At 66.9% G+C, this 12,621-nt stretch carries 13 protein-coding genes; 6 read left to right on the top strand and 7 right to left on the bottom strand.

Features of this window, described 5'->3' with window-relative positions:
* Positions 1-161: 161 nt before the first annotated feature.
* Both H4Q84_RS01245 and H4Q84_RS01240 read right to left on the bottom strand, forming a co-directional pair.
* The gene (locus tag H4Q84_RS01245) at positions 162-1,580 is read right to left on the bottom strand and encodes an IS1380 family transposase (protein WP_248583584.1); all 1,419 of its coding nucleotides are present in this window, start codon (positions 1,578-1,580) and stop codon (positions 162-164) included.
* 72 nt (positions 1,581-1,652) lie between these two features.
* Complete coding sequence (locus H4Q84_RS01240) at positions 1,653-2,303, bottom strand: AAA family ATPase (RefSeq protein ID WP_248581609.1); 651 nt, start codon at positions 2,301-2,303, stop codon at positions 1,653-1,655.
* Between the two features lie 110 nt (positions 2,304-2,413).
* Between H4Q84_RS01240 and H4Q84_RS01235 the strand changes: the two genes are divergently transcribed.
* Positions 2,414-3,832, top strand: coding sequence for an IS1380 family transposase (locus H4Q84_RS01235; RefSeq protein ID WP_248583584.1), 1,419 nt, complete (start codon positions 2,414-2,416; stop codon positions 3,830-3,832).
* Between the two features lie 151 nt (positions 3,833-3,983).
* Here the strand turns inward: H4Q84_RS01235 and H4Q84_RS01230 are convergent, their stop codons facing one another.
* Together H4Q84_RS01230 and H4Q84_RS01225 are read right to left on the bottom strand one after the other, a co-directional pair.
* A complete protein-coding gene (locus H4Q84_RS01230; RefSeq protein WP_248581608.1) occupies positions 3,984-5,081 on the bottom strand; it encodes an IS630 family transposase in 1,098 nt (365 codons plus the stop codon).
* A complete protein-coding gene (locus tag H4Q84_RS01225) occupies positions 5,044-5,757 on the bottom strand; it encodes an AAA family ATPase (RefSeq protein WP_248581607.1) in 714 nt (237 codons plus the stop codon). Before H4Q84_RS01225 ends, H4Q84_RS01230 begins: the two co-directional genes overlap by 38 nt.
* Before the next feature lie 812 nt (positions 5,758-6,569).
* Between H4Q84_RS01225 and H4Q84_RS01220 the strand changes: the two genes are divergently transcribed.
* From H4Q84_RS01220 to H4Q84_RS01200, 5 genes are all read left to right on the top strand, one after another.
* On the top strand, positions 6,570-8,348 hold the full coding sequence (locus tag H4Q84_RS01220; protein ID WP_248581606.1) for an FtsK/SpoIIIE domain-containing protein: 1,779 nt from the start codon (positions 6,570-6,572) through the stop codon (positions 8,346-8,348).
* A 202-nt stretch (positions 8,349-8,550) separates the two neighbouring features.
* Positions 8,551-9,513 (top strand): DNA methyltransferase, encoded by a 963-nt coding sequence (locus H4Q84_RS01215; protein WP_248581605.1) that lies wholly within the window; start codon positions 8,551-8,553, stop codon positions 9,511-9,513.
* Positions 9,510-10,358, top strand: coding sequence for a hypothetical protein (locus tag H4Q84_RS01210; RefSeq protein WP_248581604.1), 849 nt, complete (start codon positions 9,510-9,512; stop codon positions 10,356-10,358). The genes H4Q84_RS01215 and H4Q84_RS01210 overlap by 4 nt, the downstream gene beginning before the upstream one ends.
* A gap of 269 nt (positions 10,359-10,627) precedes the next feature.
* Positions 10,628-10,849 carry a hypothetical protein gene (locus H4Q84_RS01205; protein WP_248581603.1) on the top strand — a complete coding sequence of 74 codons (222 nt, stop codon included), beginning with the start codon at positions 10,628-10,630 and terminating at the stop codon, positions 10,847-10,849.
* A gap of 22 nt (positions 10,850-10,871) precedes the next feature.
* Positions 10,872-11,483 carry a hypothetical protein gene (locus tag H4Q84_RS01200; protein WP_248581602.1) on the top strand — a complete coding sequence of 204 codons (612 nt, stop codon included), beginning with the start codon at positions 10,872-10,874 and terminating at the stop codon, positions 11,481-11,483.
* Between the two features lie 58 nt (positions 11,484-11,541).
* Here H4Q84_RS01200 and H4Q84_RS01195 read toward each other — a convergent pair whose 3' ends face one another.
* The 3 genes from H4Q84_RS01195 to H4Q84_RS01185 all read right to left on the bottom strand — a co-directional run bounded on the left by H4Q84_RS01195 (position 11,542) and on the right by H4Q84_RS01185 (position 12,603).
* Entirely contained in the window at positions 11,542-11,946 is a 405-nt protein-coding gene (locus tag H4Q84_RS01195; RefSeq protein WP_248581601.1) for a hypothetical protein, read from the bottom strand.
* An 84-nt stretch (positions 11,947-12,030) separates the two neighbouring features.
* Complete coding sequence (locus H4Q84_RS01190; protein WP_248581600.1) at positions 12,031-12,363, bottom strand: hypothetical protein; 333 nt, start codon at positions 12,361-12,363, stop codon at positions 12,031-12,033.
* Between the two features lie 3 nt (positions 12,364-12,366).
* The gene (locus tag H4Q84_RS01185; RefSeq protein ID WP_248581599.1) at positions 12,367-12,603 is read right to left on the bottom strand and encodes a peptide chain release factor-like protein; all 237 of its coding nucleotides are present in this window, start codon (positions 12,601-12,603) and stop codon (positions 12,367-12,369) included.
* Between the last annotated feature and the right edge of the window lie 18 nt (positions 12,604-12,621).

The raw sequence follows: 12,621 nt of genomic DNA, 5'->3' as shown, positions 1-12,621 counted from the left end.
GCGACCCTAGCCCCGGTCTTTCATGGAGGTAGTCGGACGGCTGCGCGTCGAGGTTGACGACGTGTGCGTTGCCTGGGCTGGTTCCGGGGTTGACCTGTAGGCCGACTGTCGCTGTCGGGTGCGGTTCTCCGGGTCCTCGGGTTGTGGGTGGGCGGGGATGTTCAGGCTGGTGGTGGGATCGCTGCGATGTTGGCGAATGTCGCGACGATCGCTGCCGCCCAGGGCCAGGTGTCGGGGATCCGGAGTTGTCGCCGGCGCCCGGTGTGGACCAGGCGTGCTGGTGCGTGCAGGAGTCGGTAGCGCAACGCTTTCGGCTCACAGCCGGCGAGCACAGCAGCCTCGCCGGTGAAGGCCAGAAGTCTGGTCCAGGCGGTGAGGTCGGCAGCGATCATGGTCGCTGTCAGCCAGGCCTGGTTGATCGCGAACTCACGTGAGGGGAATCTGCCCAGGCCGGTGTCCTTGGCGATCCGGATCCGGTCCTCGACGCGGGCGTGAGCACGGTGACGGGCTTCGAGGAACGCCAGCTGTCCGGTGGTGGTGTTGGTCGCGATCACTTGGTAGCGCCACCCGTCGGCTTCTTCGAACAGCGACAGCTGCGCACCGGGGTGGGGTCGTTCGCGGCGCACGATGAGCCGCATCCCGGGCGGCCATGCCGTCAGGTCAAGGAGGTCGGTGAGCTCGGCGACGTCACCACCTTCGCGGACCCCACCATCAGCATCGGACGCGGGTGTCCACACGTGCTTGGGGACGACCTTGATGGCTTCGCGGATCTTCTCGGTGACTGCGTAGCCGACGCTGTACTCCAAGCGACGTCCCCGCACGCGGCCTTGTTCGGTGAGCCAGGCCAGGAGCTTGTGGGAGGCACCCGCGCCATCGCTGCGGATCAGCAGGTTCTTGCGTTGTGCGGCGGGGACCTGGGCGATTGCCGCGGTGAGGACTTCGATGTGATCGGTCGCGGTGTTCGACCCCGCCTTCCCGGTCCGCAACGTGGCGGCGAGGAACTCGCCTGTGTTGTCGCACCACACCCCGATCGGGTGGTACCCGAACGTCCGCTTGAACGTCGCCGATGCCAACTCTTTCTCGGAGTGGGTGATCACGACCGTGGCATCGACATCGAGCACGACCACCTCACCGAGGTCGGTGCCGGCGACCTTCGAGGCAGGGAACCCTTCGGGTGAGGCGTTCATGAGTGCCCAGACGTGGCGCCGTGTCCTGGCTCTGGCCACGGCGATTTTCTTGACCTGCCCGGGGCTGATCTCATCCAAAGCCCGCCAGACCGTGGCCTGCGAGGCCACCGCACCGAGCACGGGTTCCTGGTGGCGCAGGACCTCGATGTCAGCGATCGCTTCACCGCCGTCGGCGATCATCACCGCGACATCGACCAGGACCCGGCCGCGGTCATGGGCAGGGGTGAACGAACGTCGTGCCAGGGCCTTCGAGAGCTGTCCAGTCAGCCCGGTCCGATCACCTACGAGACGCAGCCCGACGCTTCCCGCGTGGGCCACCACGCCGACACCGCCCCCAGTTACTGACAGACCCCTCGACCACGAACTACGCTTCACCTGCAGAGTGCCTTCCAGTTGGAGAACTTGTTCCGTCGCAAGACCAAGTTTCCCCTGCTGGGCAGGCACTTCTGTGTTTCTACGCGCCGATCAAGCCGCCGACCCGTGAATGATCCGGGCTAGCGCCCCTTTCAGTATGTGGGGAAGGAATCCTCGTTCAGATGCTCCGTCGCCAATGACGAGCGCACTGGCGAACAGGAGCTCTCCGAAGGGCCGTTCTACGTAGCGTTTGATCTTCTCCCATTCCGCCTGAGCGACATCCAGCCGGAGGGCTGGCGGCTTTGTCGCCTCGGTATCGGAGGGTGTCATGTCGTGAACCTGACATCCATCGGCGTTGCTTCGAACAAGTCGGAGCGAGCCGATCTCAGCGACAGTCACAAGGTGCGATGAGTGGGTGCTCACGACCACCTGGCCCGGCACCGCCAATAACAGTTCGGCGAGGTCGAAGCAGGCCTGAGGGTGGAGGTGCGCCTCGGGCTCTTCAATCATTGTCACGGGGTGGATTGGGAAATCCGACCCGTCCCGTCCAAGCCTCCGCTCGTACAGAACACTCTGAACCTGGAGCGACGCCAGGCTGCGAGCGCCCGCGCCGTGCAGGCGCATGGGCATCGCACCACCACCGGTGTCGAGGGCAATTTCGATCAGTCGAACGAGTTCCTCAAGACGGCCCGGCAGTGCACTCACATGCGGAATCCCGATCCCGTTGACGGCGTCCGCTAACACGCCGAGTCTGTCGCGCACGGCACCTAGCCCGGATCATTCACGGGTCGGCGGCTTGATCGGCGCGTAGAAACACAGAAGTGCCTGCCCAGCAGGGGAAACTTGGTCTTGCGACGGAACAAGTTCTCCAACTGGAAGGCACTCTGCAGGTGAAGCGTAGTTCGTGGTCGAGGGGTCTGTCAGTAACTGGGGGCGGTGTCGGCGTGGTGGCCCACGCGGGAAGCGTCGGGCTGCGTCTCGTAGGTGATCGGACCGGGCTGACTGGACAGCTCTCGAAGGCCCTGGCACGACGTTCGTTCACCCCTGCCCATGACCGCGGCCGGGTCCTGGTCGATGTCGCGGTGATGATCGCCGACGGCGGTGAAGCGATCGCTGACATCGAGGTCCTGCGCCACCAGGAACCCGTGCTCGGTGCGGTGGCCTCGCAGGCCACGGTCTGGCGGGCTTTGGATGAGATCAGCCCCGGGCAGGTCAAGAAAATCGCCGTGGCCAGAGCCAGGACACGGCGCCACGTCTGGGCACTCATGAACGCCTCACCCGAAGGGTTCCCTGCCTCGAAGGTCGCCGGCACCGACCTCGGTGAGGTGGTCGTGCTCGATGTCGATGCCACGGTCGTGATCACCCACTCCGAGAAAGAGTTGGCATCGGCGACGTTCAAGCGGACGTTCGGGTACCACCCGATCGGGGTGTGGTGCGACAACACAGGCGAGTTCCTCGCCGCCACGTTGCGGACCGGGAAGGCGGGGTCGAACACCGCGACCGATCACATCGAAGTCCTCACCGCGGCAATCGCCCAGGTCCCCGCCGCACAACGCAAGAACCTGCTGATCCGCAGCGATGGCGCGGGTGCCTCCCACAAGCTCCTGGCCTGGCTCACCGAACAAGGCCGCGTGCGGGGACGTCGCTTGGAGTACAGCGTCGGCTACGCAGTCACCGAGAAGATCCGCGAAGCCATCAAGGTCGTCCCCAAGCACGTGTGGACACCCGCGTCCGATGCTGATGGTGGGGTCCGCGAAGGTGGTGACGTCGCCGAGCTCACCGACCTCCTTGACCTGACGGCATGGCCGCCCGGGATGCGGCTCATCGTGCGCCGCGAACGACCCCACCCCGGTGCGCAGCTGTCGCTGTTCGAAGAAGCCGACGGGTGGCGCTACCAAGTGATCGCGACCAACACCACCACCGGACAGCTGGCGTTCCTCGAAGCCCGTCACCGTGCTCACGCCCGCGTCGAGGACCGGATCCGGATCGCCAAGGACACCGGCCTGGGCAGATTCCCCTCACGTGAGTTCGCGATCAACCAGGCCTGGCTGACAGCGACCATGATCGCTGCCGACCTCACCGCCTGGACCAGACTTCTGGCCTTCACCGGCGAGGCTGCTGTGCTCGCCGGCTGTGAGCCGAAAGCGTTGCGCTACCGACTCCTGCACGCACCAGCACGCCTGGTCCACACCGGGCGCCGGCGACAACTCCGGATCCCCGACACCTGGCCCTGGGCGGCAGCGATCGTCGCGACATTCGCCAACATCGCAGCGATCCCACCACCAGCCTGAACATCCCCGCCCACCCACAACCCGAGGACCCGGAGAACCGCACCCGACAGCGACAGTCGGCCTACAGGTCAACCCCGGAACCAGCCCAGGCAACGCACACGTCGTCAACCTCGACGCGCAGCCGTCCGACTACCTCCATGAAAGACCGGGGCTAGTGGTCCGGATTTGAAGTCTTCATCCGGTTGGCTTTGGTGAGGATCTCGTCGGCGGTCCTGGTCCAGACGAAGGGGTGGGAGCGTTCGTTCCAGCAGTCGATGTAGGTGCGGATCTTGGTGTTGAGGTCCTTGACCGAGGTGAACACGCCGCGGCGGATGGCTTGGCGTTCGATGAGGGAGAACCAGACCTCGACGAGGTTCATCCAGGAGGCGTGGGTCGGGGTGAAGTGGATCTTGAAGCGCGGGTTCTCGATGAGCCAGTTCTTCACGTTGGCGTGTTTGTGGGCGGCGTAGTTGTCCATCACCAGATGCAGCTCGACTGGCGCGCCGGCTTCGTCGAGGACGTGGCGGTAGGCCCGTTCGACCTGCTTGAGGAACGCCAGGAACTCCTGGTGGCGGTGCCGGGGCTTGAGTGCTGCGGTGACCTGGCCGGTGGCGATGTCGAGCGCGGCGAACAGGGTCGTGGTGCCGTGGCGGACGTAGTCGTGAGAGCGGCGTTCGACGAGCCCGGGTTGCATCGGAAGGACCGGCATGGTGCGGTCCAGTGCCTGGATCTGGGACTTCTCGTCCACGCACAGCACGATCGCGTTCTCTGGCGGGTTCAGGTACAGCCCGACGATGTCGATGACCTTGGCCTCGAGTTCGGGATCGGTGGAGAACCGGAACGACTCCGAGCGCCACGGCTTGACCCCGTAGGAACGCCAAGCCTCCGCGACGGTGTAGGCGCTGACCTTCAACCGAGCCGCCAACAGCCGCGTGGACCAGTGCGTCACGCCGAGCTTCTTCGGCGGGGGCTTCAGTGTCTCGGCCACGATTTTGCGATGGTCGATCGTGCGCGGACGGCCCGGACGCTGCCGGTCGAGGAGCCCGGCCATGCCCTTGCCCTGGTAGCGGCCCCGCCACTGCAGCACCTTCTGACGGCCGCACCCGACGAGCTCGCAGATCTGGTCGTTCGGCACCCCGTCGGCTGCCAGCAACACGATCCGAGCCCGTTGAGCCGCACCAACCGAGACCGTCGAGGAGCGAGTCAGTCGCTCGAGCTTGTCCCGGTCACCATCACGCAGCACCAGGGCCGGAGCAGGTCGATTCGCCATGCGCCCATGATTTCACTTCATCAACCCGATGACTATTTCCCACGCGGACCACTAGGGCCGAACTTTCATCAACGATGCGTCCGCCTAACGCCTGAAGATCGGCCTCAAGAGTTCCGCGGGCAGCCTCCGGGACCTCCAAATCGTCGAGCACACGCCGGATCGACGTTCCGGGACGGCTGAGCTCACCGGCTAAGTCGCGACCGGTGCCTGCGATGTCCGCGGCAAGCACGCCGCGCTGCCTTCGCGATACCTCCGATGCACCAGTCGCCGGTTTCCATTCGTCGACTCCTGCGTCGTACATCAAGAATCGGCTCGTCGCTCGAGCACCCCACCCCTCAGCCGAGCGCGTGATTGATGTCCGCCAGGCGACCCGCTCGTCCCCGCTCGCTGATACCAGCTGCAGGTGGGTCCCGAAGATTTCTCGTACTCGGTCGTCAAAGGAATCGGCGGAGTCTGCTGGTGCCAGGATGAGATCGACCGTTGGCTCTTCCTCGGAACCCAGAGTGAAGTCGTCGCGCTCGGCGCTCACCCCGCCGCAAGCGAGAGCAATGGCGCGCAAGATTCTCGACTTCCCAGAGTTGTTCCTTCCGACGAGAAGCGTGAGTCTTGGGCGAAGAGTCACGACGCAGTCGTCGATGCCGCGAAACGACCTCAGGTGCACGACCTCGATCCGCATCAGCGAAGCTGGCGATACAGCGGGGACCGTCGGCACATCGCCACGATAGTCGGGGAGAGGGAAACGCGCCGTCGTTCTGGTGTCTGTCGGCGTGGTAGCCGGGATTGAATCCTGGATCTCTGCGCCAAGTGGTGTGGTACCGGGCTGGAGGCTCGCACTCTCCGCGAAACTGTCGTCGATGACTAGGAGAGCGGCAGGGACATTCTCGGAGCCGGTTGGACTCATCGCCGAACTGGCAGGTCTGGCCGCTAGTCGAGGGCCCCCGGACGGACGCGGGAGCTCTTCCCTGGTCGCGACCGGACTTCGCTCGTCACGTCCTCGCTCACGAGACCACGACCCGTCGAGCGCTTCAAAATGGTGTGCGAAATAGGTGTGCAAGCGTGGCCTGACAAGGCGAGAGGCCGCCTCCCTGAACGGAAAACGGCCTCTGACCTGCCGCTTCTTCGGTCGGGCTGACAGGATTTGAACCTGCGACCCCTTGACCCTCGGCGATGACCGGGGCGTTTTGCGTTGCTTTGCTGACTGTTGCCCTGACCTGCAAGAACTCCTGCGAACCCGGTTCACGGCTTGCCTCTCTTTGACCTGCTTTGCGGGCTTGCGCTGGGGTTTTCGATGCATATTCGGTGCACGTTCAAATCTGCGTCCTCGTCGACATTCGGGATCCGGTCAGCCTCGCGGACTCGCCAACAGGGCCGTTGCGACGCTCCGACGGCATCGCATCTGCGCATGTTTCCAGGTGAGCCCACCAGCCCATCTGACCGCCCACCGGACCCGATCAAGGGGTGTCGCGGAGACGAGGAGAAGCACCCGCCGTGACCGCCTCCAGCATCGAGCGAGTCAGCATCACCCTGCCCCCAGGGTTCGAGCCGGCCAAGCACCAGAAGAAGTTGCTGACGCTCATCGCTGAGGCCCACGGCGAGGGCTTCGAGATCGACTCGATCGACCCCGTCGCCGGCACCGCGTCCGCCTCGCGCCAGGTCGCGATCACCGAGGTCACCCAGGTTAAGAAGTCCGACTCCTTCGAGGTCCGGCTGGCCCGCGGGACGAAGCCGGCCGACGGCGACAAGACCGAGGCGAAGTTGATGAACCAGTACGTCGGCTACTTCATGACGCGCTTCGAGCCGTTCCTCGGCAAGGCCACCCTGACCAAGCTCACCGACGATGAGGCCCGGTGCCGCGGCGCGGTCGCGGTCGCCCTGTCGGTCAAGCCCTGGGAGGTCCAGGTAAAGGCCGCGGCCGACGGCGGGTTCATCCTCGAGCTTCCCCGGACGTACGTCGGGTCCAAACACGACGCGAAGCTGGAGGAGGTCGCGACCACCGTCGTCGGCCACGAGGGCTGGTACGTCACGGTCAACGCCCAGAGGCTCACCGGGCGCATCACCCCATCCGACCCGCCGACCTTCCCCGGGACGATCGCCTACCCGGTCTCCTCGGTGAAGAAGGCACCCCGCGACAAGGTCGCCCTGGGCGAGAAGCTCGGCGCACCCGGCCAGGAGAAGAACGACATCCTGTGGCTCGACTTCGAGGCCGCCCCGCACACCCAGATCTCCGGCACGTCCGGCTCCGGCAAGAGCGTCACCCTCAACGCCCTCATCACCGGCGCGCTGGCCGGCGGGTGCGAGCTCTCGATCATCGACCTCCCTCACAAGGCCGTCGACTTCTTCTGGGTCAAGGAGTACTGCCGCGACGGCGGATGGGGTTGCGACTCGCTCCAGGCCGCGGTCGCATCGGTCACCCTCACCTACAAGGAAGGCGAGCGCCGGGCGAAGTACCTGGCCCAGCAGGGCGTCACTAAGTGGACCGAGCTGCCGCCGGCCGAGCAGTTCAAGCCGATCCTGCTTCTCATCGACGAGGTCACCGGCCTCATCCAGCTTGACGACGTACCCAAGGGCATCAGCAAGGACCACCCACTGGTGATGGAGGCCATGGAGGCCAACCTGCTGCGCCAGACGCTGCTCGGCTACCTGAAGAAGATCGCCGCCGAGATGCGCTTCGTCGGCATCCGCATGGTGCTCTCCAGCCAGGTCAGCTCCGTCAACACCGGCATCCCGACCGCACTGCGGATGAACCTCGCCAACAAGTTCCTCCTCGGGTCCAACCCGACCGACGGCAACCGCAAGCTCGCGCTGTCCGACCCCACCAGCGTACCCAAGGTCCCCGACAACGTACGACGCGACCAGCGGGCCGCCCGGGGAGTTGGCGTGGCCGAGCTCGAGGGCAAGACCCCGGCGGTGTTCAAGTCCTTCTACGCCTCCACCGACGACCTCGCCCGAGCACTGAGCGGGATGGGTCTGGCACGCACCAGCCGCCCCTCCCCCACCGCCTCCGAGATCGCCCGCCTCACCCCGTCCCTGGAGGACGACGGCGGGTCGTACAGCAGTCGCGACGCCGAGCGCCTCGGCGACGTCGAACGGGCACCCTCGGGTCGTCCGGCCGCCGAGGTTGCACGCGAGATGGGCGACGACCTCTCCCACCTGTACGGCGAGGACGGCCAGCGGCTGCGCGGCTTCGAGAAGGCCAACGCAGCACGGGCCGCGGTGGTCGCCGGCGCGAAGACCTCCCCGGCCGCACCCGACGGAGACGAATGGTGACCATCTCACCCATCGCGTCCGACACAGCCGCACGCGGGGACGAGGAGACCGAGTCGGCGTGGTTGTCGCGGCAGTCGGGGACCTTCACTCTGTCCGAGCTGTACGAGGCCCTGGCCGGTTCCGACCTGACGATCCGTGACGACGGCGACGAGGTGATACATGCGTCAACGACACACGCTGGAAGCGACGTCTGCGCGGAGCGTTGCAGACGCTGCGTCGCCAGGGCCGGGCCCGCCGGGTCGAGGCAGGCGTGTGGGTCGTCGAGGGCACCCCGGGGCGTGCGCGCCGTGTCGCCCTGGTTGCCGGCGGCCGGTCGGACCGCTTCGAGCTGCGGCTCGCTTCGGCGGTCGAGCTCCTCGACTCGATGGATGAGCCAGCGGACCTCATCCTCACCGACCCGCCGTACGGACTCGGCGTCGGCAGCGGTGCTCGCCACGACACCGGTCAACGTGTCTACGGGCGAGACCACGCCCGCGTGGTAGCCGGATACGCCGACGTCCCCACCACCGAGTACCGCGACTTCACGAGCAGCTGGGTGGCCGCCGCGGCCTCCGCATTGCGGCCCGGTGGACACCTGGTCGTGATCACCGGACCCCAGCAGGCGGCCTGGGTGCAGATCGCGGCGGAGGACGTCGGCCTGACCTACGTCAACTCGCTCGCGGTGGGACGTGTCTTCCCGCTCTACACCAAGCGGCGCTTCGCGCACTCCCACTGGCGGGTGACCGTCATGGCGGCCGGAATGCTGTACTCATCCGCGCGCGTCTTCAACCCTCCCAGCGATCTGCCAAAGGCCCGCTCCGGGCGCGACTACCCGTTGGACCTGTGGCCGACCGGGGACGTCGGCCGCGCGGACGCGCAGCCGGGACAGGTGAGGTACCCCAACTCGCTACCAATCCGGTTCGCGGCTCGGCTCGTCGAAGCCTTCACGCGCCCGGGCGAGTCCGCAGATCGGCCTGGTGCCGAACCGGACCTGGTGGTCGACCCGTTCGTGGGCGGAGGGACCGTTGCCCTCGCTGCCTGGCTCCGCGGAGTCCGGTTCCTGGGCGGTGACGTCAATCCCAACGCCCTGGCCTTCACGTGCGCCCGCGTCACCCGTCGGCTTCTCGACCCGGTCGCTCTCCCTGGCCCGCTGGGCACGCCGGCGCTCGGGGGACTTTCCGCGTGACGACCCAGTCCCTGCACGCGCTGCACCCAGGACCCCGACTGCGGCCGACCGCGACACCGCATGGCGTGTGCACGGCCCACTTCGGCGAGCTCCACGGGCCGCTGCTCGACTTCATCGCCGGCTCCGAGGTGATCGTGGGCTGCGTCGCCTGGATCACCTCCGGTCGCATCCTCGACGCCCTGGCGACCCGGCCGGTCGCGCTGGTGGTGCAGAAGGAGAACTGGTGGAAGAAGACCGACACCCGTGGGCAGACCCTCGCCGGCCGCTACGCCGGGCTCACCGGCGGGCTGGCCGCCTCAGCGTTCCCTCCACCGCTCGCCACCAAGACCTTCCGAGGTAAGCCGGTCCCCAACGACCTGGTCCTCGCCCCCATCTCCTGCATCGGCTACTCCCGCGCGCAGTCGAGGTTCGCCCCGCTCATGCACCACAAGTTCATCGTCCGCTGCCGCATCGAGAAGACAGGTGCCGTCGAGGTGCTCGTGCCTCTTGCAGCGTGGACCGGCTCGTTCAACTTCTCCGGCAACGCCAACGATTCCTTCGAGAACGCGCTCGAGATCCACGACCCCGTGATCGCCGCGGCCTACCTAGCCGAGTTCGCCCTCATGGCATCGCTCTCGGAGTCGATGAACTGGCGCACCGCCGCCCCTCGGCCAGGGCCCGGCAAGGTGTTCGTGCCGATGCCGGCCAAGCCGAAGTCCACCACGACTCGGACCGTGCGCAAGAGCAGCGCCCGCAAGAGGCCAACCCGCAAGGCCAGCGCGGCACCAGCAAAGGTCACGCCGGTCCGCCCGTCGCGTCGTATCCCGACGAAGAGGGCCCGGGCCGTTCGGGGCAGGGCGGCCTGAGGCTCTCCAAGCCACCCCATTGGACAGAGCTCGATGGGTACCTTCCGCCAGCACGCCGCACACCTCTTGGGTATGACCGCAACGATCCTCGAATTTCCTGGCCGCTCTACGCTGTCCGCAACAGCCAGCCAGCCGGCCGAGCCCGGTCCCACGCCGCTGGAGACCTACTTCAACGACATGCTCGGCACCGTGCCCAGCACCATCGCGGACGAGCAGATGCGCGTCACCGCCAGCCGGATGCTGCGCTACATCCCTGGCACGAGGTCGAGGTGCTCACCGACCCGCGCCATCGGCCCGGCGACCGCCGATCCACCTCGCTGTGGGACGAGATCGACGCAGCCTCCCGACGTTCCGCCCCGGCGTCGAGCCGGATGGTCGCCCGTGCCGTCCGCACGCACCTGGTCGCCCATGAGTCGTCCCTGCTCAGCATCTTCACCGGCATCGAGCTGCTTCCTACGACGCCCGACCCGTCCGAGCCCACCCCGGCCTGAGCCGGCCACACCAGGAGCCTCCATGTCGAACCCTGTCCACGCGACCACCGCCGGGGCCACGGGCGCACGTGAAGCCGCCCGCCGGGACAACGGTCAGTTCGGCACTCAACCCAAGTCCGAGGCCAGCGGTGTCGACCTATTCACACCTCCGCCGGTCGAGATCCCCGACGGTGACGGAGTGGGCTACTTGGTCACCCCGGGGGTCATCGACGGCGGCTCCGAGTCCGTCTACTGCTCCGGTGCCCAGTCACTCGCGCTGGCACGCCTGCTCAGCGAGCGAACCGGCTGGCCCGTCATCGTCACGACCCGCACCGGACCCGACCCGCTCCTCGACGAGGAGGACTGGGACGACGCCGAGAAGTACGACGTCCTCTACGAGGCGCACGTCGAGCACCCGGACGGCTACCTGATCTGCATCAACGGCCGCCAGGAGAAGTACGCCGCCTCCGGGTCCGAGTTCGTCGACGCGTGGGAGTACCGCCGCGAACGGATCACCAGTGCACAGATCCTCGACGAGCTCGACGACCTGTGCGAGCAAGACCCGGACGAGTCGATGGCCGCAACCTTCGTGACTCCCGTCCTCGCGGCCAACAACCACCACAGCGCACCCGAAGCGCATCGCGGGGACCGATAGCTCAGCCGGACGGGGCGTCGGAGAACAGTGAACAGCACCCGGCGCATGTTGCCTCGGATCACAGGGCCGCGACGGCTTCGACCACCACCTTGCGGAGGTTCACCGTGGCGAGCGAAAGCAGTACGTCAGCGATCTCGTCTCGCAGGATCTGCTCGAGCTCTTCATCCTGCTCCCCGCTCCTGGCCGACGGCGAGTACCAGTAGCGGCCGGTGCTGGTGTCGGTCAGTGGGGGTCGGCCGCCATCAAGGGGCATCTCGACCTCCGACCACTCGAACTGGTCGACGAGGATGCTTGCGTGCAGCGAGCCGTCAGCGCCGCGGTAGCGCTTGACCTCGACGCCTCGCAGAAGCGCCGGCAGGACAAGTCCGCGGGAGATGGAGATCTCCACGGCGGCGCGTACGTCGTCGACGAGCTTGTCGGTGAACGAGTCGGCCTTCGAGGCGAAGGTGGTCTTGCGGGCCATGACGGGTGGCTCCTCTGGTCGTGGTCTGGTGCCCTCTCCGTGTGCGGCGCCCCGGTCGTTTCTCCCCGGGCAGCACAGATCCGCTCATAGCGTCCGGCGAACCCACTCCAGGCGCAGCGAGCCGTCAGCGATCGCGTCGAGCAGGTCGCTCAGCGTGCCGATGTAGACCGCCTGGTGGTAGGTCCAACGGCCGCGATCGTCGCTCTCGGAGCCAGGTGAGATCAGGATCGCTGGACCGACGTCACCGCATTCGCGGCAGGAGCGGCCCTCTCCTGCTTGGCGGTCCTCGTCCAGGTCGTTGATCTGGCCGGCCGGCGGACCCGCCGCCACCTGGATCGCCGCGTACACCTGGGTCTTCCAATCGGCGGTGATGGTCATGTCCTGCCCGTGGGCGGCGAGCCCGAGCTCGCTCCCCACGGCTCAGATCACCAGGCCGAGTCGACCGGCTAGAACCTTGCGCATCGAGGCCTTGACTCCGGTCGGAGTCTTCACCTCGTCGCGCCATCCGCACCACGTCCAGGTGCGGAACTCGGCGTGGGCGTCCTGTCGGATGGTGTTCAGCTCGTCGTGATCCCGCCTTGCTGCTCGCCCGTCGAGCTGCTCGGCCAGGCGTCCCCAGGCGACTTCGCGGTTCTGGTGCTGCGAGCGCGGGTCCACGGACTGCTGAGGTCCTGG

The sequence above is a fragment of the Nocardioides sp. InS609-2 genome, from assembly GCF_023208195.1.
Taxonomy (GTDB): Bacteria; Actinomycetota; Actinomycetes; order Propionibacteriales; family Nocardioidaceae; genus Nocardioides.
The sequence above is the reverse complement of the archived record's forward strand: the minus strand, read 5'-3'. Positions and strand labels throughout refer to the sequence as shown.

Coding starts and splice junctions, on each gene's coding strand:
- H4Q84_RS01230 (WP_248581608.1), bottom strand. CDS start 5,081: ATGGCGAATCGACCTGCTCCGGCCCTGGTGCTGCGTGATGGTGACCGG.
- H4Q84_RS01225 (WP_248581607.1), bottom strand. CDS start 5,757: ATGCGGATCGAGGTCGTGCACCTGAGGTCGTTTCGCGGCATCGACGAC.
- H4Q84_RS01200 (WP_248581602.1), top strand. CDS start 10,872: ATGTCGAACCCTGTCCACGCGACCACCGCCGGGGCCACGGGCGCACGT.
- H4Q84_RS01195 (WP_248581601.1), bottom strand. CDS start 11,946: ATGGCCCGCAAGACCACCTTCGCCTCGAAGGCCGACTCGTTCACCGAC.